Below are 20,801 nucleotides of genomic sequence, written 5' to 3'. Positions count from 1 at the left end.
CAGGCCTGGCCCATCGCGGCTAAAGCCGCTCCTACAGAGGGCGGGGGTTTAGTCCGGCTTTTTCAGACGTACCGCCAGCACATCACACGGCGCGCCGTGCAAGACGTCATTGGCGGTGGAACCCAGCAACAGCGCCAGGCCGTGACGGCCATGGCTGCCCACCACGATCAGGTCGGCGCCTTGCTCGGCGGCCAGGCGGTGGATTTCCTGGCGAGGTTGGCCGTACACCAGGTGACGGCTGTCGCTGCCCAGTTCCGGGTACTTGGCGGAGTAGCTGTCCAGACGTTCTCGGGCTTGTTCGAATTGCTGCTGCTGCAGGGTGGAAAGGTCCATCGGTACGTCGCCACCAAAGGCCATGGCCATGGGCTCGACGATATGCACCAGTGACAGCTTGGCCTGGCTTGCGGTGGCAAGTGCGTAAGCGCGCTTCATCACCGGGTCGCATTCTTCGGAAAGATCCAGGGCAACCAGAATGTGCTGATAGATCATGGTGGTACTCCTCCTGAGACGAATGACCAAAGTATGGCCACGAATGTTGGCTAAATGCAGCCTTTATTGTTGTGGGACTTAACGTATGACCCTGTGGATCGTGTTACTGCTCACGGCTGTTGTGCTGAGCCCGCTGGCCTGGCTGCGGCCTTCGCGCCGGCAGCAGGGGCGCATGGCGATTCGCATGGCGGCGCGCCAGCAAGGCTTGGGAATGCAGTTGTCGCGCCAGGAGTGGCCCCACTGGCTGCCCGAAGATCCGCCCAGCCCCTGCCCGCAATACCACCGCGCGCGGCGCAAAGGGGCTGAGGACAGCTGGTGCTACTGGCAGTTGAGTGCCGGGCAATGGGTAAACCAATGGCGCGAGCCCTGCGCTGACGTAACCGTGCTGCCTCACCTGCAGACCTTGCCGTCTGACGTGTACAAAGTTGAAGCCAGCAAGCAGATGGTGGCGCTGTGTTGGGGCGAGCGGGGCGAGGCGGAGAGCCTTGTGCCAGTGGCGGCGGTGTTGAAGGCCTTGGCTTAGCGCTTTTGACGTTGATTTTGATGTTGTAGGAACCAGCTTGCTGGCGAACCCTGCAAGCACCGGTCTCGAATACCGTTTGCAGGGTTCGCGACCAAGGTCGCTCCAACGGGGCTGGCGAACGCCATATCGCCTAAATAAAAAGCCCGGGATTAAGCGGGCTGGGGTGGCCAGGCAGGCCGGAAAGTCTGTAGGTGTTGTCAAAGCTTGGCGGCCAGATACTGCGCCGAAACTCCTTCCAAGCCGTCGATGATACTGTCTGAGTACTTACTGACCACGAATGGTACAGAGTTCTCATTGTAGTTTTTCAGCGATTTCTCGATATAGCGCCACTTGGTGTTGATGCCGTTCAACGAGTCACGAATCTGCGCGGTGTTCTGTGGCGACTTCTCCAACGTATTGAGCTGACCAGCGAACTGGCTAACCAGGTCTTCGATAGTCTTCTCATCACCGGCGGCGCTGCCAATAAAGGTGCCGCCCACCGATGCACTGCGTGAAGCATAGTCCACGGCGATGGCCTGCATCAGCAGACTTTGCTCGCGGCTTTGCTGGGTCATGGGCGGCACGACCTGGCCGCTTTCCTGCTGAATCTTGGCGTATAGCTCACTGCTCAGGGCCATCAGCTGTTGGTTGCGCGTAGCCAGGTCGGCCACCGGCTGCAGTTCGGTGAAACCCTGGGTTTTCATCGCCGTGGTGAGGTTTTTCAGTTCCGACTCGTAGGCAGTGAGTTGCTGTTCAAGCTGCGCGCGCATGGCTTTGGAACCGTCGCCTGGCATTTCAGTGAGTTCGGCGAGGCGGGCGTCGGCGTCATGCACGGACTCTTCGATTTGGCGCGCGTAGCGCTGATCGCCATCCATGCTGTTGTACATGTAGAAGTCGCCCAGGCTTTTCTGCGCGGCCAGACGCAACTGATGCAGCTTGAGCAGATTGTCGGAATCGGTAGCGGAATTGGCGGCGTGTGCGCCGAGAGGGAGAAGGGTGGTCAGTACGAGACTCAGCGATATGGCAAGCAGACGGCTCGACATGGTTACTCCGTGGGGCTTCATTGTTTTTGTTTTTAGTCACGCTCATTCGGCGTGTTGAGACGACTGTACCTGCGCCGTTTCGCTTTGGCTAGCGGCGCCTGGCATCACAGTGATGGCATTGGTCGACGTGGGGGTAAGCCCGGATTAGAGCCGTCGGAATGTTTGCCCTTACTTCACGGTCCAACTTTCCTGACGGCGCTTCAGGAAATAGCGCTCCAATTGACAAGTGCATTCATTTGCACGAAGGTGTGCGCACCCGAATCAAACGGGCGTATGAATCAAGTGTTTGCTTTGTGCTGCGCTGGTTCATAGGCCGCCCGAATATCGCGTCGGCGGGTATGTCAGGCTGTTCGAGGCTAATCTCCTCGGCGGTTCTGCTGCAGATAAATCTGCTGCTTGGCGTCCGACGTGTACTGTTCAGCTTCCATACCGTGGAGATCAGTTGATGATTTACGAAGGTAAAGCCATCACGGTTAAGGCTCTTGAGAGCGGCATCGTCGAATTGCAATTCGACCTCAAGGGTGAATCCGTCAACAAATTCAACCGTCTCACTCTGGCCGAACTGCGCCAGGCTGTGGACGCCATCAAGGCTGATGCCTCGATCAAAGGTGTAATTGTCAGCAGCGGCAAGGACGTCTTTATCGTCGGCGCCGACATCACCGAATTCGTCGACAACTTCAAGTTGTCCGATGAAGAGCTGGTAGCCGGCAACCTCGAAGCCAACAAAATCTTCAGCGATTTCGAAGACCTCGGCGTTCCCACCGTTGCGGCCATCAATGGCATCGCACTGGGTGGCGGTTTTGAAATGTGCTTGGCTGCGGACTACCGCGTCATCGCCAGCAGCGCCAAAGTAGGCCTGCCGGAAGTCAAACTGGGCATCTACCCAGGTTTTGGCGGCACCGTGCGTCTGCCGCGTGTTATCGGTACCGATAACGCCATCGAGTGGATTGCCGGCGGTAAGGAAAACCGTGCAGAAGACGCCCTCAAGGCAGGCGCTGTCGATGCTGTGGTTGCGGCCGACAAACTCGCCGCTGCTGCCCTGGACCTGATCAAGCGCGCCATTTCCGGCGAGCTGGACTACAAGGCCAAGCGCGCTCCGAAGCTGGAAAAGATCAAGCTCAACGCGATCGAACAAATGATGGCCTTCGAAACCGCCAAAGGTTTCGTAGCCGGTCAAGCTGGCCCGAACTACCCGGCGCCGGTCGAAGCGATCAAGACCATCCAGAAAGCGGCCAACTTTGGCCGTGACAAAGCCCTGGAAACAGAAGCTGCCGGTTTCGTAAAACTGGCCAAGACTTCCGCTTCCCAGAGCCTGGTGGGTCTGTTCCTCAATGACCAGGAACTGAAGAAAAAAGCCAAAGGCTACGACGCTATCGCCAAAGACGTGAAACTGGCTGCCGTACTCGGCGCTGGCATCATGGGCGGCGGTATCGCCTACCAGTCGGCTTCCAAAGGCACGCCGATCCTGATGAAGGATATCCGCGAGGAAGGCATCCAGATGGGCCTGGCCGAAGCGTCCAAGCTGCTGGGTGGCCGCGTGGCCAAAGGTCGTCTGACTGCAGCCAAGATGGCTGAAGCCCTGACCGCCATTCGCCCAACCATGTCCTACGGCGACTTCGGTCACGTCGACATCGTGGTTGAAGCTGTGGTCGAGAACCCGAAGGTCAAGCAGATCGTTCTGGCCGAAGTGGAAGGCGTGGTGCGTGAAGATGCCATTCTGGCGTCCAACACCTCGACTATCTCCATCAACTTGCTGGCCAAGGCCCTCAAGCGTCCGGAGAACTTCGTCGGCATGCACTTCTTCAACCCCGTGCACATGATGCCGCTGGTTGAAGTTATTCGTGGCGAGAAGTCCAGCGACGTAGCTGTTGCTACCACCGTTGCCTACGCCAAGAAAATGGGCAAGAGCCCGATCGTGGTCAACGACTGCCCAGGCTTTTTGGTCAACCGCGTGCTGTTCCCGTACTTCGGCGGCTTCTCCAAGCTGATCAGCGCTGGCGTCGACTTCGTGCGCATCGACAAAGTCATGGAGAAATTCGGCTGGCCCATGGGCCCGGCGTACCTCTCCGACGTAGTCGGCATCGACACCGGCCACCACGGCCGTGACGTAATGGCTGAAGGCTTCCCGGACCGCATGTCTGTTGAAGGCCGTACCGCCGTAGACGTGATGTACGAAGCCAATCGCCTGGGCCAGAAGAACGGCAAAGGCTTCTACGCCTACGAGATGGACAAGCGCGGCAAGCCGAAGAAAGTGACCGATCCGGTTGCTTACGAAGTGCTCAAGCCAGTCATCACTGAACAGCGTGAAGTGACCGATGAAGACATCATCAACTTCATGATGATTCCGCTGTGCCTGGAAACCGTACGTTGCCTGGAAGACGGCATTGTCGAAACCGCAGCTGAAGCCGATATGGGCTTGATCTACGGCATCGGCTTCCCTCCCTTCCGTGGTGGTGCACTGCGTTACATCGACTCCATCGGTGTAGCCGAGTTCGTCGCCCTGGCAGACAAGTACGCCGACCTGGGCGCGCTGTACCACCCCACCGCGAAGCTGCGTGAGATGGCCGCCAACGGCCAGAGCTTCTTCGGTTAAGCGCGTAACGCATAGAGCGAGAGTGAATTTATGAGCCTGAATCCAAGAGACGTGGTGATTGTCGACTTCGGTCGCACCCCGATGGGTCGTTCCAAAGGCGGCATGCACCGCAACACCCGCGCAGAAACCATGTCTGCGCAACTGATCACTGGCGTGCTGGCACGTAACCCGAAGCTGGACCCGGCTGAAGTGGAAGACGTGATCTGGGGCTGCGTAAACCAGACCCTGGAACAAGGTTGGAACATCGCGCGCATGGCGTCGCTGATGACCCCGATCCCGCACACAAGCGCCGCCCAAACCGTCAGCCGCCTGTGCGGTTCCTCCATGAGCGCCCTGCACACCGCAGCTCAGGCGATCATGACCGGCAACGGTGACGTGTTCGTCATCGGTGGCGTGGAACACATGGGCCACGTTGGCATGATGCACGGCGTGGATCCAAACCCGCACCTGTCCCTGTACGCCGCCAAGGCTTCGGGCATGATGGGTCTGACTGCTGAAATGCTCGGCAAGATGCATGGCATCAGCCGTGAGGCGCAGGACGCATTCGGTGAGCGTTCCCACCGTCTGGCCCACAAGGCCACCGTCGAAGGCAAGTTCAAGGATGAAATCATCCCGATGCAAGGCTACGACGAGAACGGCTTCCTGAAGGTGTTCGACTACGACGAAACCATTCGTCCGGAAACCACCATCGAAAGCCTGGCTGTCCTGAAGCCTGCGTTCAACCCGAAGGGTGGCACCGTAACTGCCGGTACTTCGTCGCAGATCACTGACGGCGCGTCGTGCATGATCGTGATGTCCGCCCAGCGCGCTCAAGACCTCGGCATTCAGCCGATGGCCGTGATCCGCTCGATGGCGGTGGCTGGTGTTGACCCGGCAATCATGGGCTACGGCCCGGTGCCGTCGACTCAGAAAGCGCTGAAACGCGCTGGCCTGACCATCAACGACATCGACTTCTGGGAGCTCAACGAGGCTTTCGCTGCACAGGCCCTGCCGGTGCTGAAAGACTTGAAAGTGCTCGACAAGATGGAAGAGAAGGTTAACCTGCACGGCGGCGCTATCGCCCTCGGTCACCCGTTTGGCTGCTCTGGTGCGCGTATCTCCGGCACCTTGCTGAACGTGATGAAGCAGAATGGCGGTACTTTTGGCGTGTCGACCATGTGTGTCGGTCTCGGCCAAGGCATCACCACCGTTTTCGAACGTATCTAAGGGAACGCTCGGCAACGAGCAGACTCTGTTGTAAAGCCGGGGCCCAGTGCCCCGGTTTTTATTTTTGTCAGAACCGACTTTTATTTTTTACAGATGTGAGGAAGTCCCTGATGCAGTTACAACCTGGCCTCTATCGTCATTACAAAGGGCCTGAGTACCGCGTATTTGGTGTGGCGCGGCACTCGGAAACCGAGGAAGAGGTGGTGGTATATCAGGCGCTGTACGGGGAATACGGCTTGTGGGTGCGCCCCTTGAGCATGTTTACCTCCACCGTCGAGGTGGACGGGCAGACTATGCTGCGCTTTGCTCTGATCAAGGCTGAACCTGCGCAGTTTGTGCAGCCTTGAGCGGGCATCCAGCGTGATCCGCCCTTGACCTCACCTTAGTCGCCACTATATATAGCGGTGCCGCGAAAGGCGGCCCCCCGTCTTTCAGTACTCATATTCAGGAAATCTCCGATCCATGGGCAAATCGCTGGTCATCGTGGAATCCCCGGCCAAGGCCAAGACCATCAACAAGTATTTGGGTAACCAGTACGTGGTGAAGTCGAGCATCGGCCATATCCGTGACCTGCCTACCAGCGGTTCGGCCAGTGCAGCCAAAGAGCCAGTCAAACGGGGCAAGGCTGCTGCAGCCGAAGCGCCGGCACTGAGCGCCAAGGAAAAAGCCAAGCGCCAACTGGTATCGCGCATGGGCGTGGACCCCGATCACGGCTGGAAAGCCAAGTACGAAATTCTTCCTGGCAAGGAAAAGGTCGTCGAAGAGCTGCGCCGTCTCGCCAAAGATGCTGACACCATCTATCTCGCAACCGACTTGGATCGCGAGGGGGAAGCCATTGCCTGGCACCTGCGCGAAGCCATCGGTGGTGACGACAGCCGCTACAAGCGCGTGGTGTTCAACGAGATCACCAAGAAGGCCATCCAGGAAGCGTTTTCCAAGCCGGGCGAGCTCGACATCAACCGTGTCAACGCTCAGCAGGCGCGGCGCTTCCTCGACCGTGTGGTCGGCTATATGGTCTCGCCGCTGCTGTGGGCCAAGATCGCCCGTGGCCTGTCTGCCGGCCGCGTGCAATCGGTAGCGGTCAAGCTGGTGGTGGAGCGTGAGCGCGAGATTCGTGCGTTCAACCCCGAAGAATACTGGGAAATTCACGCTGACCTGGGCACTGCCAAAGGCGCCAACGTGCGCTTTGAAGTGGCCCGGCAGAACGGCGAAGCCTTCAAGCCGCTGAACAAGCAGCAGGCCGATGCCGCTTTGGCCAAGCTCAAGGCTTCGGCCTACAACATCGTCAAACGCGAAGACAAACCGACCAGCAGCAAACCGTCGGCACCTTTTATTACCTCCACCCTGCAGCAGGCGGCCAGTAACCGTCTGGGCTTTGGCGTGAAGAAAACCATGATGATGGCCCAGCGCTTGTACGAAGCCGGCTACATCACCTATATGCGTACCGACTCCACCAACCTCTCGGCCGACGCCGTGACCATGGTGCGTGACTTTATCGAAGGCGAGTTCGGCAAGAAGTACCTGCCGGCCAAACCGAACGTGTACAGCAGCAAGGAAGGCGCCCAGGAAGCGCACGAAGCGATTCGTCCGTCCGACGTCAACTTGAAGCCCACCCAGTTGTCGGGGATGGAGCGCGACGCCGAGCGTCTCTATGAGCTGATCTGGCGCCAATTCGTGGCCTGCCAGATGCCGCCGGCCGAATACCTGTCCACCACCGTCAGCGTCAAAGCCAGCGAGTTTGAGCTGCGTGCCAAGGGCCGTATCCTCAAGTTCGACGGTTACACCCGCGCCATGCCGCAAATCAGCAAGCCGGGCGACGATGACGTGCTGCCGGACATGAGCGAAGGCGAAGCACTGAAGCTGATCAACCTCGACCCGAGCCAGCACTTCACCAAGCCGCCAGCGCGCTACTCCGAAGCCAGCCTGGTTAAAGAGATGGAAAAGCGCGGCATCGGCCGTCCATCCACCTACGCGGCGATCATTTCCACCATTCAGGAACGCGGCTATGTGGCACTGCACAACCGTCGTTTCTACTCGGAGAAAATGGGCGACATCGTTACCGAGCGCCTGAGCGAAAGCTTCTCCAACCTGATGGACTACGGCTTTACCGCCGGCATGGAAGAAAACCTCGATGACGTCGCCCAGGGCGAGCGCGAGTGGAAAAACGTGCTGGACGAGTTTTACGGCGACTTCAAGAAAAAGCTGGAAGTGGCTTCGGAAAGCGATAAAGGCATGCGTGCCAACCAGCCGACCCCAACCGATATCGCCTGCCGTGAATGCGGTCGACCGATGATGATTCGTACCGCGTCCACCGGCGTGTTCCTTGGCTGCTCGGGCTACAGCCTGCCGCCAAAAGAGCGCTGCAAGTCGACCATCAACCTGATTCCGGGCGACGAGATTGCCGCCGACGACGAAGGTGAGTCCGAGTCCCTGGTGCTGCTGGGCAAACATCGCTGCCCGATCTGTGCCACGGCAATGGACGCGTACTTGCTCGATGAAACCCGCAAGCTGCATATCTGCGGTAATAACCCCGATTGCGCCGGTTATGAGATCGAGCAGGGCCAGTACCGCATCAAAGGCTACGAAGGTCCGAGCCTTGAATGCGACAAGTGCGGAAGCCAGATGCAGTTGAAAACCGGCCGTTTCGGCAAGTTCTTTGGCTGCACCAACCCCGAGTGCAAGAACACGCGCAAATTGCTGCGTAGCGGCGAGCCTGCGCCACCCAAAATGGACGCAGTGAAAATGCCGGAGCTCAAGTGCGAGAAGGTGAACGACACCTACGTACTGCGCGACGGTGCCAGTGGCCTGTTCCTCGCTGCCAGCCAGTTCCCGAAAAACCGCGAAACCCGCGCGCCGTTGATTATTGAACTGATCCCGCACAAAGACGAGATCGATCCGAAGTACCACTTCCTGATGTCGGCGCCGAAGAAAGACCCGGATGGCCGTCCTGCCGTCGTACGCTACAGTCGCAAGACCAAAGAGCAGTACGTGCAAACCGAAGTGGAGGGCAAACCAACCGGTTGGCGTGCCTTCTACGATGGCAATGCCTGGAAGGTCGAAGACAAGCGTTAAGCCCTAGCACGCGCGTCAGCTCCGGCTGGCGCGCGTATAGTGAGTCTGTCTGCTGTGGAGGGCGCCGCAATGGCCCATGAACTCTATACCCGCACCAATCAAAAACTGTTTTTCGCCGGTTTGTCGCTGGAGGCCTGGCGTCGTGCAGAGGAGGGCCAGGCAGTCAATGCTCAGGCGTTGATCCTCGCTGAGCGCGAAGCTTGCCTGTTCCACCTGTATGGCGCCTTGCTGGGCATTTGCCATGAAGTGGCCGGCTACTACCGCTTCGAAGAGGTGAATGTGCCTCGCGTCGAAGCCATCCTCACGCCGGCGGTATTGGGCGCAACGCCCAGCCCCGAACTGGCCGAATTGGTGGAGTTGGCGCAACAGTCGGAAACCTGGCTGGCGCAATTGATCAGCGCCTATCAGGCGCTGTTCCAGCCGCCCAGAGCGCCTGCCAAAGCCAAGGTCGACCCGACCTTGCCGCTGATTCAGGCTTACAGCCTGGACGAAGAAGAGCCGCTGTTGCCCCGCGCCGAACTGGAAAGCTGGCGTCAGCAGCTCAAGGTCTTGGCCCTGCGTTTTCGCGAAACCCTGAGCGAATGCTGACGTTTTTTTCTGGCCCAACCGTCAAGTGATTGGATGGCTGGGCTAGGGAAGAAGGCCGACGGGCTGATACACTGCCGGCCTTACGTGGAGATTTAAGTTTATGCCTACATCCTTTTTGGAAATTGTCGAGTTGCCTGACGGGCGCATTGCGCTGCGTCGCGCCGAGGATGAGGAGGCATTGGTCGTGTTGGATTTCTCGGCGGATGCCAAGGCATTTCTCCAGGGCCACCATGTAGAAGTCGCCAAAGCCATGCTCAACGTGGGCGTACAGATGGCTGGTCGTTTGGCCGAAGGTGATTTCGAGAAGGATGAAGGCCCGCGCGTTCTGCATTGAGCCTTTGCTGGCCTCGTAGTTAGCCAGGAAATAGGTAAGTCAAAAGCATCGAGGCTGAAGCCTCTCCTACATGTCAATTCCCCGTAGGAGAGGCTTCAGCCTCGATGCTTTTTTTGTGGGAGCAGCCTACCTATCGTCGATCAGCCGAGGCTGACATTCAGACTTTGCGCCTTGCCTTCCCGTGCAGCGTTAGCCAGTTGATCGCGGGCAGGGCGGTGCAGCGGGTGCAGCCAGCTCACCACGGTGTGACTCCGACCCAGGCGCAAGGCCTCGCAGGCCAGCTCAAGTGGGCTTTGCCCGGCGCGCGGTTGTAGCAGCAGAATGCGTTCACGGTTCAGGCCGGCATCGCGCAGCCAGGCCTGGGTCAGGCTGGCGGGCGGGGCAATCAGGGTTAGCCAGCGGGCGTCCTGATTCTGGCTCAGTTCACGCAGGATGGGCGCCAGCAGGTGCAGGCAGTTCCCGGCAGCGCCACGCAGCGACAGCTCGCTGAATGTTTCTGGCTCTGGTTCTTCGAACCAACCGGTTTCAACGATATCGGTCAACAACGGCGCCACCGATTGCGGCAGGAAGGCGTCGAACAATGGCAGTTGGGTACGGTCCAGCGCTTGTGGGAACTGCATACAGCCTCCTCAGCGGCGAATGACGCCGACACTCAATCCTTCGATGATCAGATCCTGTTCGTGCAGGTCGATCTCGATGGGGGCGAATTCGGGGTTTTCAGCGATTAGCCAAACTTTGTCGCCTTCACGCTTGAAGCGCTTTACAGTCACTTCGTCGTCAATGCGGGCAACCACGATCTGACCGTTACGTGCTTCTTTGGTCGTGTGTACGGCCAGCAGGTCACCGTCGAGAATGCCGATGTCTTTCATGCTCATGCCGCGCACGCGCAACAAGTAGTCGGCGCGAGGGTGGAAGAACTCGGGGTTGATGCGGCAAGATTCTTCCACATGTTGTTGGGCAAGAATCGGCGCACCAGCGGCCACGCGACCGATAATCGGCAGGCCTGTCTCTTCGTCGCTGCTCGGCTCAAAGCCAGGAATGCGAATGCCACGGGAGGCGCCAGGGGTCATCTCGATGGCGCCTTTACGGGCCAGGGCCTTCAGGTGTTCTTCGGCAGCGTTGGGCGATTTGAAACCCAACTGCTGCGCGATTTCGGCGCGGGTGGGCGGGTAACCGTTGTCTTCAAGGCATTGCTTGATGAAGGCGAGAATCTCGGCTTGGCGTGGCGTCAGTTTTAGCATGTCCGGTCTCTGTCTTTTTATACAGTGACTGGGATTATATACAGTGATCGCCGCTTGGCAATCCTCCTTTTTATGGAAGGGCCATCTTTCTCTATAAATAAGCAGGAACTGTAAGGGGCAGCGGTAGTTACCGCAGTTCGTGACTGACCAGCCAAATTACGGTTTATGCGGCTTGACAACCTCTACAGCTGAAACGTATGTTTCAAACAAGTGTTTGTCAGGTGATTCTCATGGCTCAGTCAGAAACAGTCGAACGCATTCTAGATGCCGCAGAACAATTGTTCGCGGAGAAAGGCTTTGCCGAGACGTCCCTTCGTTTGATCACCAGCAAGGCTGGGGTCAACCTGGCTGCTGTGAACTACCATTTCGGTTCCAAGAAAGCCTTGATTCAAGCGGTGTTTTCCCGGTTTCTCGGCCCCTTCTGCGCCAGCCTCGAACGTGAGCTGGATCGACGTCAAGCCAAGCCCGAGAACAAGGCCAGCCTCGAAGAGTTGCTGGAGATGCTGGTGGAGCAAGCGCTGGCGGTCAAGCCACGCAGTGGCAATGACCTTTCCATCTTTATGCGTCTGCTGGGTTTGGCCTTCAGCCAGAGCCAGGGCCATTTGCGCCGTTACCTCGAAGACATGTACGGCAAAGTGTTCCGCCGTTACATGGGCCTGGTCCACGAAGCCGCGCCGCGTATTCCGCCGATTGAGCTCTTCTGGCGCGTGCACTTTATGCTCGGCGCTGCGGCGTTCAGCATGTCGGGTATCAAGGCCTTGCGGGCCATTGCCGAAACCGACTTCGGGGTAAACACCTCGATTGAACAAGTGATGCGTCTGATGGTGCCGTTCCTGGCCGCCGGCATGCGTTCGGAAACCGGTGTGACAGACGAAGCACTTGCCACTGCGCAATTACGCCCGCGCAGCAAAAGTTCGGCTCCGGCGCCTACACCCAGCAAGGTGTAAAACCGGCAAAACGCCTGCTGCAAGCGGCAGGCTTGATGGGCTAAGCTTGCCGCCCATGAGCATCCTCGATTCCCTGCACATCTCTATTGCCGACCAACAGCTCTACGGTTTTACCGCCGGGCAGTTGGTGCTGCGCCTGCCGGTTTCCACTGCCTTGAACGGGGCAGGGGAGCAGAATGGTTCCAACCGCACACCGCGAGGTTTGCATCAGGTTCGCGCCAAGATTGGTGCCGGCTTGCCGCTGGGTGCGGTATTGCGCGGCCGGCGCTGGACCGGCGAAACCTGGAATGCCGACCTTCACGCGCAGTTCCCGGGCCGTGACTGGATTCTCAGCCGTATTCTCTGGCTCAGCGGTTGCGAGCCAGGGATCAACCGCCTCGGTGCGGTCGACACCTTTCGCCGCTACATCTACCTGCACGGCACGCCAGACAGCGAGCCTATGGGTGCCCCGCTGTCCCATGGCTGCATCCGCCTGCGCAACGCCGACGTGCTGGAACTCTTCGACCGCGTGCCCTTTCATTGCCCGGTAAAAATCGACGAAGCCGCGTGCCCGCAGTGGGCCACGGCAGACCTCTGCTAAGGATTTGTTATGACTGTTGGCCTCCAAGGCTCATTGATGCTGGATATCAGCGGCACCTGGCTGACCGCCGAAGACCGCCAGATTCTGCGCCAGCCCGAGGTGGGCGGCTTGATTCTGTTTGCGCGCAATATCGAAGACCCGCGCCAGGTACGCGAATTGTCGCAAGCCATCCGCGCCGTGCGCCCGGATTTGCTGTTGGCCGTGGACCAGGAAGGTGGCCGCGTTCAGCGCCTGCGCCAGGGCTTTGTGCGCCTGCCAGCGATGCGCGCCGTGGCCGATAACGCCAATGCCCAATGGCTGGCTGAACAGTGCGGTTGGCTGATGGCGACCGAGGTGCTGGCGGTTGGCCTGGACCTCAGTTTTGCCCCGGTACTGGACCTGGATTACCAGCGCAGCGCGGTGGTCGGCAGCCGTTCTTTCGATGGCGACCCGGCGCGCGCCGCCTTGCTCGCCGGCGCCTTTATCCGTGGCATGAACGCCGCCGGTATGGCTGCAACCGGCAAGCACTTTCCTGGCCATGGTTGGGCTGAAGCCGACTCCCATGTCGCCATTCCGGTGGATGAGCGCAGCCTTGACGAGATCCGCGCCAACGACCTGCAACCCTTCGCTCGCCTGAGCAAACAGCTCGCGGCGGTGATGCCGGCGCACGTGATCTACCCGCAGGTAGACGACCAGCCAGCCGGCTTCTCGCGCCGTTGGTTGCAGGACGTTCTGCGTGGTGAGCTGCAATTTGATGGGGTGATTTTCAGCGACGACCTGTCGATGGCCGGCGCCCATGTGGTGGGCGACGCCGCCAACCGTATCGAGGCAGCGCTAAGTGCCGGTTGCGATATGGGCCTGGTGTGCAACGACCGCGCCGCTGCCGAGCTGGCACTGAGCGCTTTGCAGCGCCTGCAGGTCGCACCTCCGCAGGGTCTGGCACGTATGCGCGGCCAGGGTTTTGCCCGTACTGACTACAAGCAAAGCCCGCGGTGGCTGCAAGCCGTGGGCGATCTACAAGCTGCGCAACTTATCTAAGGATTTCCCGCATGACCGTTTACGCAATTATTGGTGGCACTGGCCTGACGAAGCTCGAAGGCCTGACCATCAGCGCAGTGCTGAATATCGAAACCCCGTATGGTGCGCCTTCGGCGCCGATCCTGCGCGGCAACTATGCCGACCGTGAAGTGCTGTTTCTCGCCCGCCACGGTCACCCGCATCGCATTCCGCCGCATCAGGTGAACTACCGGGCCAATATCTGGGCGTTGAAGCATGCCGGCGCCGACGTGATCATCGCCGTCAACGCGGTGGGTGGCATTCATGCCGCCATGGGCACCGGGCATTTCTGCGTACCGCACCAGATCATCGATTACACCCACGGCCGCGAGCACACCTTCTTTGCCGGGGAGCTGGAACACGTTACCCATATCGACTTCAGCTACCCCTACAACGACATTCTGCGTGACGAGTTGGTCGAGGCGCTGGCCGCCGAGGGCGTGGCTTACAGCAGCCACGGCGTTTACGCCTGCACCCAGGGTCCGCGTCTGGAAACGGTGGCGGAAGTGGCGCGGCTGGAACGCGATGGCGCCGATATCATCGGTATGACCGGCATGCCGGAAGCGGCGCTGGCCCGGGAGCTGGAGTTGCCCTATGCCTGCCTGGCGCTGGTGGTAAACCCGGCAGCGGGCAAGACCCACGCCATCATTACCATGGCCGAAATCGAGCGCGCGCTGGATAACGGCATGGATAAAGTGCGCGCCACGTTGGCGCGGGTGCTCGCCGGTTAGTCGTAATCACCGTCATCCCGGCGAAAGCCGGGATCCAGAATGCCGCAGGTAAAGGTGCTCGGCGAAATAGTCTGGGTTTCAGCCTGCGCTGGAACGACGGTGTTTTTTGTTTCGATCTTGTTAACCCCGCGTCACACCGATTACAACGCAAGCCCCCGCCAATACAGCTACATTTCAAGCAACTGAAGAATTCTCCTCAGGTTGTTTGAACGGATGTCAGGGAACCGGCATCCATGTCCTAGCTTCAAGACTTGTTCTATCGGAGGACTCGAGATGAACAGTGCCGCCACTGTCGATGAGCACGCCTTTCGCCGTATGCTGACCCGCAATCTGGCGTTGCCAATTGGTTCGGGTGTCGTTGGTACGGGCTTGTTTATCGCTCTGATCGCGTATCTGCTCTATGTACTCAGTTGGGTGGAACACACCGATCAGGTGATTGCCCAGGCCAATGAAGGCTATCGCCTGACCATCGACCAGCAAGCCGGCCTACGCGGTTATCTGATTGCTGGCGAAGCGGAAGTGCTCGCGCCGTACGAGGAAGCGAGGATCCGTATCGGCAGCCAGATGCAGGGGCTGCGCGAGCTGGTCAAGGACAACCCCAGTCAGCTAGAACGTCTGCGCGATATCGAGGATTTGCAAAAGCGTTGGGCCATTGCCGCCACCAAACTGATAGAGCAACGCCAGACAACCAATGCGCCGCCGGCCACAGTCAAAGTCGCTGGCGGCTCGCTGATGGACACCATCCGCAAGCACTTCAACGACTTCATTGCCTCCGAGCAACAGCTGCGCCATGAGCGCAACGACCGCGCCAGCTTTACCGCCATTGTCACCATCAGCCTCTATGCCATTTTCAACTTGTCGTTCAGCGGCATCCTGGCGTTTTTCGGCCGCCGCGAATTGCTGGGTCTGTCGCGTTTCTACGCCAGCCTGCTCAAGCAACAGGAAAAAGTGACCGAGCAATTGCAGCAGCAGGCGTGGCAGCGCGAAGGCCAATCTCAATTGGCCGAACGCATCATCGGCCAACCCAATACCGCCTCCATCGGCATGACGGCCCTGGCCTTCCTCGGCCACTACCTGGATATGGTGGTGGGCGCGTTTTATGTGCGTCAGGACCACGGCGAGCTGGAGCGGGTGGCCGACTATGGCTTTGACGCCGAGCAGCAAGCCAATACACAGTCGTTCAATGAAGGCGTCGGGCTGGTCGGCCAGGTGGCCGTGGAACGCCGCGCGCGGGTGGTCAATGGCCTTACAGGCAGTTATCTGACGGTCAACTCGGGCCTTGGCAGCGATGCGCCAGCGTCGGTGATGTTGGCGCCCATTCAGAACAATGGCGACGTCAACGGTGTGATTGAACTGGGCTTTATGCGCGAGCTGACCGAGCGCGAGCAAACCTTCGTTCGCTCGATTACCGATGGCCTGGGCACGTCCATCGAGGTTGCGCGTTATCGTCAACGCCTGCAGGAATCACTGCACGAAACCCAGCAATTGAACGAAGAACTGCAGGTGCAGCAAGAAGAGCTGCGCAGCGCCAATGAAGAGCTGGAGGACCAATCGAAGTTGATTCAGGAAGCCCAGGTCAACCTGGAACAACAGCAGGCAGAGCTGGAACAGACCAACGATCAGCTCAATCAGCAAACCCAATTCCTGACTCGTCAGCGCGACGAGCTGGACGAACGCAATCATGCCCTGGCCCAAGCCCGTTCCGAGCTGGAGCAACGCGCCACTGAGCTGCAACGGGCGAGTACGTATAAATCAGAATTTCTCGCCAATATGTCTCACGAACTGCGCACGCCGCTGAACAGTTCGCTGATTCTCTCGCGCTTGTTGGCAGACAACGTCAAAGGCAATCTCGACGAGCAACAGACCAAACACGCCGAGCTTATCTACTCCTCCGGCAAGGACTTGCTGGCGTTGATCAATGACATTCTCGACCTGTCGAAGGTCGAGGCCGGGCGCCTGGAGATTCGCCCTGAAGAAACCTCGCTCAAGCGCTTGGCCCACAGCCTGGAAACCCTGTTTCAGCCGCAGGCACAGGAAAAGAAACTGGCCTTCGAAGTGCGTGTGGCCAGCGACGCGCCGGTGCACTTTGTCAGTGACGCGCAGCGGGTGGAGCAGGTGCTGAAAAACCTGCTGTCCAACGCGTTCAAGTTCACCAGTCAAGGCACTGTCGGCCTGAGTATCGAACCGGCCGATGGCGGCGTGGCCTTTGTGGTCAGCGACACCGGCATCGGCATCAGCCCGCAGCAGCAGGCGGTAATTTTCGAAGCCTTCCGCCAGGCCGATGGCAGCATCAACCGGCAATTTGGCGGTACCGGACTGGGGTTGTCTATTTCGCGCAGCCTGGCCGAGGTGCTGGGCGGGCATGTGCAGGTGCAGAGCGAGGCCGGCAAGGGCAGTCGCTTCACGCTGTGGTTGCCGTTGAGCTACAGCGATCCGCTGCCTGCGCCTGCGTTCAATCCCGAGCGCCTGTTTATGGCCGCCGAGCCGAGCAGCCGCGCCACCGCTGACGGCAGGCAGAGCGAGACGCCGCGCAACGAAGCCCTTGCGCGCCTGCAACCGAGCTTTCCCGATGACCGCGACAGACGCGATATGCCGGGCCGCTGTGTGCTGGTCATCGAGGACGAAGTGAAGTTTGCGCAGGTTCTTTTCGACTTGGCCCATGAACTGAAGTACCGCTGCCTGGTGGCCCATAGCTCCACCGAGGCCAACCTGTTGCTGAGCACCAACCAGCCGGACGCGATTCTGCTGGATATGCGCTTACCCGATGAACCCGGCCTGTCGATTTTGCAGCGTCTGAAGGAAGACGCCCGCACCCGGCATATTCCCGTGCATGTGATTTCCACGGACGACCGCACCGAGCTGGCCCTGCACCTGGGTGCCATTGGCTACGCGCAGAAGCCGGCCACCCGCGAGTCGCTCGTGGAAGTGTTTTCGCGGCTGGAGGCGCGGCTGACGCAGAAGGTGCAGCGCCTGTTGATCGTCGAAGGTGACGCCCGCCAACGCGATAGCATCGCGCAATTGGTCGATGATCTGGAGATCGAAGTCACTGCTGTCTCCCATGGCGAGCAGGCGTTGAAATTGCTGCGACAACTGCCGTTTGACTGCATGGTGATCGACCTGGAACTGCCGGATATGCACGGCAATGAGCTGCTGACGAAAATGGCCAGCGAGCATATCGATAATTACCCGCCGGTAATCGTGTATGTATCGCGGCCGCTGACCCGTGGCGAAGAAGAGAGCCTGCGCAAGCATTCGCGCTCCATCATCATCAAGGGCGCACGCTCGCCGGAGCGGCTGCTGGACGAGGTGACGCTGTTTCTGCACAAGGTCGAGACCCCCGCCGGCAACGCCCGCAAGGCCCAGATCAAGGCGGCACGTAGCCGCGACGAAGTGTTTGTGAACCGTCAGCTCCTGGTGGTGGATGACGACATGCGCAACGTGTATGCACTGATAAGTGCATTGGACGAGAAGGGCGTGAAAGTGATCAGCGCCGGCAATGGCCAGGAGGCGCTGGACAAGCTGGAGGAAAATCCGGATATCGATCTGGTGTTGATGGACGTGATGATGCCGGTGATGGATGGCTACGAAGCCACGCGGCGGATCCGCCAGGATGCGCGCTTTGCCAAGCTGCCGATCATCGCGGTAACGGCCAAGGCCATGAAGGACGATCAGGAGCAATGCCTCAAGGCCGGGGCCAGTGATTACCTGGCCAAGCCATTGGATCTGGAGCGGTTGTTTTCGCTGATTCGGGTGTGGTTGCCGAGGTCGGATATGGCGTAATGGCTAACCCCTCACCCCTAGCCCCTCTCCCGCAAGCGGGAGAGGGGAATCAGACCGAACGCTATTGGTCCTACTCGGTTAAGCCCCCTCTCCCGCGTGCGGGAGAGGGTTGGGGTGAGGGCGGGGCCTTTACTCGGTCACCTTCCCCTCACTCACCCCGCGCTTAGGCTTGGGCGCAAACCTGGCCGCCAACTTCATCGAGCCCACCACCAACCGCTGATACAGCGACGGCAGCAACCGCTGCATGCCATCCAGCGCCCATGCATCGGCACCAATCAGAATGCGCCGGTTGTTGCGCAGCACCCCGCGCAAAATCACCTGTGCCGCCTTGTCCGGCGTGGTGCGCAGCAACTGGTCGTTGAACTGTTGCCGCGCCTGTTCGGCCGCCTGGCCGGTCACTTTGCTCAGGCTGTCGTTCATCCGCGCAGTCTTGGCGATATTGGTCTTGATGCCACCCGGGTGCACGCAGCTGGCCGACACCGCGCCGCCGGCCATATCGAGCTCCTGGCGCAACGATTCGGTAAACCCGCGCACGGCGAATTTGGTGGCGTTGTAAGCACTCATGCCTGGCTGCGCGAACAACCCAAACACGCTCGAGACGTTGACGATATGGCCATCGCCCGAGGCCTTGAGGTGCGGCAGAAACGCTTTGCTGCCGTACACCACGCCCCAGAAGTTGATGTTCATGATCCATTCGTAGTCGGCGTAGTCATTGCCTTCCACGGTGCCGCCCTGGGCAACGCCGGCGTTGTTAAACAGCAGATTGACCCGGCCATGGTCGAGCACCACCTGATTGGCCCAGGCGTGCACGGCTTCGCGTTCAGCCACGTTCACCTGGTTTTCGGTCACCGTAATCCCGAGCTTGCGCGCGGTGGCGGCGGTTTCGGCCAGGGCCTCGCTGTTGACATCGGCCAGGGCCAGGTGACAGCCCTGGCGGGCGAGGGCGTAAGCCAGGGCGCGACCGATGCCGGAACCGGCGCCGGTGATGGCGGCGACTTTGTTTTCGAAGGACTTCATGCTGCCACCTCGCTGCGTTGAGCCACGGAGGGAAGGTAGCCCTGGGCCGGGTGCGCGGGCTGAGCGCGGTTGAAGTGATAAGCCGCCGGGTCGAAGTTGCGCGTCAGCAGGCGGAAGCGCCAGGTAAAACCTGGCCACACGGTGCAATTGCGCCCGCTCACCGGGTGCAGGTACCAACTCATGCAACCACCGGCATTCCACACGGTTTTACCCAATTGGCCCTGGATTTTGGCGTTGAAGCGGTCTTGCACGTCGCGCTTCACTTCCAGGCTTTGCAGGTTGCCTTGCTGCAACACATTCAAGGCGCCGAGCACGTATTGAATCTGCGATTCGATCATATAGACCATCGAGTTATGGCCCAGGCCAGTGTTCGGGCCCATCAGGAAAAACAGGTTGGGGAAGCCGGCGGTCAGGGTGCCTTTGTAGGCTTGCGGACCTTCGGGCCAGGTATCGAGCAGGTCGACGCCTTCGCGGCCGAAAATCACACCGCGGGGCATGGGGTCGCTGGGGGTGAAGCCGGTGCCGAAAATGATGGCATCAATGGGACGCTCTTTGCCGTCAGCAGTGACGATGCTGTTGGCGCGAATTTCTTCGATGCCGTCGGTGATTACATCAACGTTGGGTTGGGTCAGGGCCGGGAAGTAGTCGTTGGAAATCAGCACGCGTTTACAGCCCATGGTGTAGTTGGGCGTGACCTTGGCGCGCAACACCGGGTCCTTGATCTGTTTGTGGATAAAGGCTTTGCCGACCCATTGGGCCAATTTCATGATGCGCGGCACCAGGGCAAAACCGATCACGCGGCTTTCCAGCATGCCGTAGATCAGGCCTCGCCAGACTTTCTGCGCCAGCGGGAAACGCTTGAAGCGCGCGCGTTCTTTGTCGCTGATGGCGCGGTCTGGCTTGGGCATGATCCACGGCGCGGTGCGTTGGTAAAGATCGAGTTGGGCGACCTGTTTCTGAATGCGCGGTACGAACTGAATGGCCGAGGCACCGGTACCGACCACGGCGATGCGTTTACCGGTGAGGTCGTAGTCGTGGTCCCACTGCTGAGAGTGAAAGACCTTGCCGGTGAAGGTACCCAGGCCATTGAGGTGCGGGATGGACGGTGTGGAGAGGGCGCCCATGCCTGACACGACAAACTGCGCGGTGTACTGATTGCCGGCGCGGTCGTGGATGCGCCAGAGCTCGGCCTGGTCGTCCCAGCGCATGCCGGCCACTTCGGTTTGCAGCAGGGTGTTGTGCTGCAGGCGGTATTTCTCCCAGCAGCCTTCAAGGTAGCTTTTGATTTCCGGCTGGCGGGCAAACATGCGTGTCCACTCGGCGTTCGGTTCGAAGGAAAAGGAATACAGGTGCGATTGCACGTCGCAGCCACAACCGGGGTAGTTGTTGACGCGCCAGGTGCCGCCAACGCCGGCTTCCTTTTCGAACAGGAGAAAATCGTTGTCACCTTGCTGTTTCAGGCGAATGGCCATGCCCAGGCCCGAAAAGCCGGTACCGATGATGGCGATCTTGGTGTGCCGAACGGCGCCGGGCGTGGCGTCGGTGGGGGTGGCATCTGCAGGTGAGACGGCAGGTTGTGCGCCCATGAACAAGCTCCTGTTATGATTGTTTTCGCTGTATACACTTGTCTACTTGAGGAGTAT

General features: G+C 59.6%; 18 protein-coding genes. 12 read left to right on the top strand and 6 right to left on the bottom strand.

The features are described 5' to 3' along the window. Positions 1-48: 48 nt before the first annotated feature. Complete coding sequence (locus PKE98_RS18695) at positions 49-489, bottom strand: universal stress protein (protein ID WP_271196836.1); 441 nt, start codon at positions 487-489, stop codon at positions 49-51. Positions 490-574: 85 nt separating this feature from the next. Between PKE98_RS18695 and PKE98_RS18690 the strand changes: the two genes are divergently transcribed. Beyond that, positions 575-1,012: a hypothetical protein gene (locus PKE98_RS18690; RefSeq protein WP_271196835.1), complete on the top strand. Its 438-nt coding sequence runs from the start codon at positions 575-577 to the stop codon at positions 1,010-1,012. 197 nt (positions 1,013-1,209) lie between these two features. On the opposite strand, the gene PKE98_RS18685 is transcribed toward PKE98_RS18690, so the two are convergent. After that, entirely contained in the window at positions 1,210-2,034 is an 825-nt protein-coding gene (locus tag PKE98_RS18685; protein WP_271196834.1) for a hypothetical protein, read from the bottom strand. A gap of 445 nt (positions 2,035-2,479) precedes the next feature. Here PKE98_RS18685 and fadB point away from each other — a divergent pair, with 445 nt between their 5' ends. The 6 genes from fadB to PKE98_RS18655 all read left to right on the top strand — a co-directional run bounded on the left by fadB (position 2,480) and on the right by PKE98_RS18655 (position 9,827). Next, a complete protein-coding gene (gene fadB, locus PKE98_RS18680) occupies positions 2,480-4,627 on the top strand; it encodes a fatty acid oxidation complex subunit alpha FadB (RefSeq protein ID WP_271196833.1) in 2,148 nt (715 codons plus the stop codon). 30 nt (positions 4,628-4,657) lie between these two features. Beyond that, the gene (gene fadA, locus PKE98_RS18675) at positions 4,658-5,833 is read left to right on the top strand and encodes an acetyl-CoA C-acyltransferase FadA (protein ID WP_271196832.1); all 1,176 of its coding nucleotides are present in this window, start codon (positions 4,658-4,660) and stop codon (positions 5,831-5,833) included. Positions 5,834-5,943: 110 nt separating this feature from the next. Continuing rightward, complete coding sequence (locus tag PKE98_RS18670; protein WP_271196831.1) at positions 5,944-6,180, top strand: DUF1653 domain-containing protein; 237 nt, start codon at positions 5,944-5,946, stop codon at positions 6,178-6,180. 115 nt (positions 6,181-6,295) lie between these two features. Further along, positions 6,296-8,905 (top strand): type I DNA topoisomerase, encoded by a 2,610-nt coding sequence (gene topA / locus PKE98_RS18665; protein ID WP_271196830.1) that lies wholly within the window; start codon positions 6,296-6,298, stop codon positions 8,903-8,905. A 69-nt stretch (positions 8,906-8,974) separates the two neighbouring features. Then, positions 8,975-9,493, top strand: coding sequence for a DUF6586 family protein (locus tag PKE98_RS18660; protein WP_271196829.1), 519 nt, complete (start codon positions 8,975-8,977; stop codon positions 9,491-9,493). A gap of 100 nt (positions 9,494-9,593) precedes the next feature. Beyond that, positions 9,594-9,827 (top strand): hypothetical protein, encoded by a 234-nt coding sequence (locus PKE98_RS18655; RefSeq protein WP_110614760.1) that lies wholly within the window; start codon positions 9,594-9,596, stop codon positions 9,825-9,827. A gap of 140 nt (positions 9,828-9,967) precedes the next feature. On the opposite strand, the gene sulA is transcribed toward PKE98_RS18655, so the two are convergent. Continuing rightward, positions 9,968-10,447, bottom strand: coding sequence for an SOS-induced cell division inhibitor SulA (gene sulA, locus PKE98_RS18650; protein ID WP_271196828.1), 480 nt, complete (start codon positions 10,445-10,447; stop codon positions 9,968-9,970). A gap of 9 nt (positions 10,448-10,456) precedes the next feature. Continuing rightward, the gene (gene lexA / locus PKE98_RS18645; protein ID WP_271196827.1) at positions 10,457-11,068 is read right to left on the bottom strand and encodes a transcriptional repressor LexA; all 612 of its coding nucleotides are present in this window, start codon (positions 11,066-11,068) and stop codon (positions 10,457-10,459) included. A 230-nt stretch (positions 11,069-11,298) separates the two neighbouring features. Between lexA and PKE98_RS18640 the strand changes: the two genes are divergently transcribed. The 5 genes from PKE98_RS18640 to PKE98_RS18620 all read left to right on the top strand — a co-directional run bounded on the left by PKE98_RS18640 (position 11,299) and on the right by PKE98_RS18620 (position 18,141). Beyond that, the gene (locus PKE98_RS18640) at positions 11,299-12,015 is read left to right on the top strand and encodes a TetR/AcrR family transcriptional regulator (RefSeq protein WP_271196826.1); all 717 of its coding nucleotides are present in this window, start codon (positions 11,299-11,301) and stop codon (positions 12,013-12,015) included. 55 nt (positions 12,016-12,070) lie between these two features. After that, the gene (locus PKE98_RS18635; RefSeq protein ID WP_271196825.1) at positions 12,071-12,595 is read left to right on the top strand and encodes a L,D-transpeptidase; all 525 of its coding nucleotides are present in this window, start codon (positions 12,071-12,073) and stop codon (positions 12,593-12,595) included. Positions 12,596-12,604: 9 nt separating this feature from the next. After that, positions 12,605-13,612, top strand: a complete 1,008-nt coding sequence (gene nagZ / locus PKE98_RS18630; RefSeq protein ID WP_271196824.1) for a beta-N-acetylhexosaminidase — start codon at positions 12,605-12,607, stop codon at positions 13,610-13,612. A gap of 11 nt (positions 13,613-13,623) precedes the next feature. Then, complete coding sequence (locus tag PKE98_RS18625) at positions 13,624-14,361, top strand: S-methyl-5'-thioinosine phosphorylase (RefSeq protein ID WP_271196823.1); 738 nt, start codon at positions 13,624-13,626, stop codon at positions 14,359-14,361. A 273-nt stretch (positions 14,362-14,634) separates the two neighbouring features. Further along, complete coding sequence (locus PKE98_RS18620) at positions 14,635-18,141, top strand: response regulator (protein ID WP_271196822.1); 3,507 nt, start codon at positions 14,635-14,637, stop codon at positions 18,139-18,141. Positions 18,142-18,270: 129 nt separating this feature from the next. On the opposite strand, the gene PKE98_RS18615 is transcribed toward PKE98_RS18620, so the two are convergent. Together PKE98_RS18615 and PKE98_RS18610 are read right to left on the bottom strand one after the other, a co-directional pair. Next, positions 18,271-19,158 carry an SDR family NAD(P)-dependent oxidoreductase gene (locus PKE98_RS18615; RefSeq protein WP_271196821.1) on the bottom strand — a complete coding sequence of 296 codons (888 nt, stop codon included), beginning with the start codon at positions 19,156-19,158 and terminating at the stop codon, positions 18,271-18,273. After that, on the bottom strand, positions 19,155-20,744 hold the full coding sequence (locus PKE98_RS18610) for a flavin-containing monooxygenase (protein ID WP_271196820.1): 1,590 nt from the start codon (positions 20,742-20,744) through the stop codon (positions 19,155-19,157). Before PKE98_RS18610 ends, PKE98_RS18615 begins: the two co-directional genes overlap by 4 nt. Positions 20,745-20,801: the final 57 nt, after the last annotated feature.

It is taken from the genome of Pseudomonas turukhanskensis (genome assembly GCF_027922365.1).
GTDB lineage: Bacteria > Pseudomonadota > Gammaproteobacteria > Pseudomonadales > Pseudomonadaceae > Aquipseudomonas > Aquipseudomonas turukhanskensis.
The sequence above is the reverse complement of the archived record's forward strand: the minus strand, read 5'-3'. Positions and strand labels throughout refer to the sequence as shown.

Coding starts and splice junctions, on each gene's coding strand:
- fadA (WP_271196832.1), top strand. CDS start 4,658: ATGAGCCTGAATCCAAGAGACGTGGTGATTGTCGACTTCGGTCGCACC.
- PKE98_RS18655 (WP_110614760.1), top strand. CDS start 9,594: ATGCCTACATCCTTTTTGGAAATTGTCGAGTTGCCTGACGGGCGCATT.
- PKE98_RS18640 (WP_271196826.1), top strand. CDS start 11,299: ATGGCTCAGTCAGAAACAGTCGAACGCATTCTAGATGCCGCAGAACAA.
- sulA (WP_271196828.1), bottom strand. CDS start 10,447: ATGCAGTTCCCACAAGCGCTGGACCGTACCCAACTGCCATTGTTCGAC.
- fadB (WP_271196833.1), top strand. CDS start 2,480: ATGATTTACGAAGGTAAAGCCATCACGGTTAAGGCTCTTGAGAGCGGC.
- topA (WP_271196830.1), top strand. CDS start 6,296: ATGGGCAAATCGCTGGTCATCGTGGAATCCCCGGCCAAGGCCAAGACC.
- PKE98_RS18685 (WP_271196834.1), bottom strand. CDS start 2,034: ATGTCGAGCCGTCTGCTTGCCATATCGCTGAGTCTCGTACTGACCACC.
- PKE98_RS18610 (WP_271196820.1), bottom strand. CDS start 20,744: ATGGGCGCACAACCTGCCGTCTCACCTGCAGATGCCACCCCCACCGAC.
- PKE98_RS18620 (WP_271196822.1), top strand. CDS start 14,635: ATGAACAGTGCCGCCACTGTCGATGAGCACGCCTTTCGCCGTATGCTG.
- nagZ (WP_271196824.1), top strand. CDS start 12,605: ATGACTGTTGGCCTCCAAGGCTCATTGATGCTGGATATCAGCGGCACC.
- PKE98_RS18660 (WP_271196829.1), top strand. CDS start 8,975: ATGGCCCATGAACTCTATACCCGCACCAATCAAAAACTGTTTTTCGCC.
- PKE98_RS18625 (WP_271196823.1), top strand. CDS start 13,624: ATGACCGTTTACGCAATTATTGGTGGCACTGGCCTGACGAAGCTCGAA.
- PKE98_RS18695 (WP_271196836.1), bottom strand. CDS start 489: ATGATCTATCAGCACATTCTGGTTGCCCTGGATCTTTCCGAAGAATGC.
- PKE98_RS18615 (WP_271196821.1), bottom strand. CDS start 19,158: ATGAAGTCCTTCGAAAACAAAGTCGCCGCCATCACCGGCGCCGGTTCC.
- lexA (WP_271196827.1), bottom strand. CDS start 11,068: ATGCTAAAACTGACGCCACGCCAAGCCGAGATTCTCGCCTTCATCAAG.
- PKE98_RS18690 (WP_271196835.1), top strand. CDS start 575: ATGACCCTGTGGATCGTGTTACTGCTCACGGCTGTTGTGCTGAGCCCG.
- PKE98_RS18670 (WP_271196831.1), top strand. CDS start 5,944: ATGCAGTTACAACCTGGCCTCTATCGTCATTACAAAGGGCCTGAGTAC.
- PKE98_RS18635 (WP_271196825.1), top strand. CDS start 12,071: ATGAGCATCCTCGATTCCCTGCACATCTCTATTGCCGACCAACAGCTC.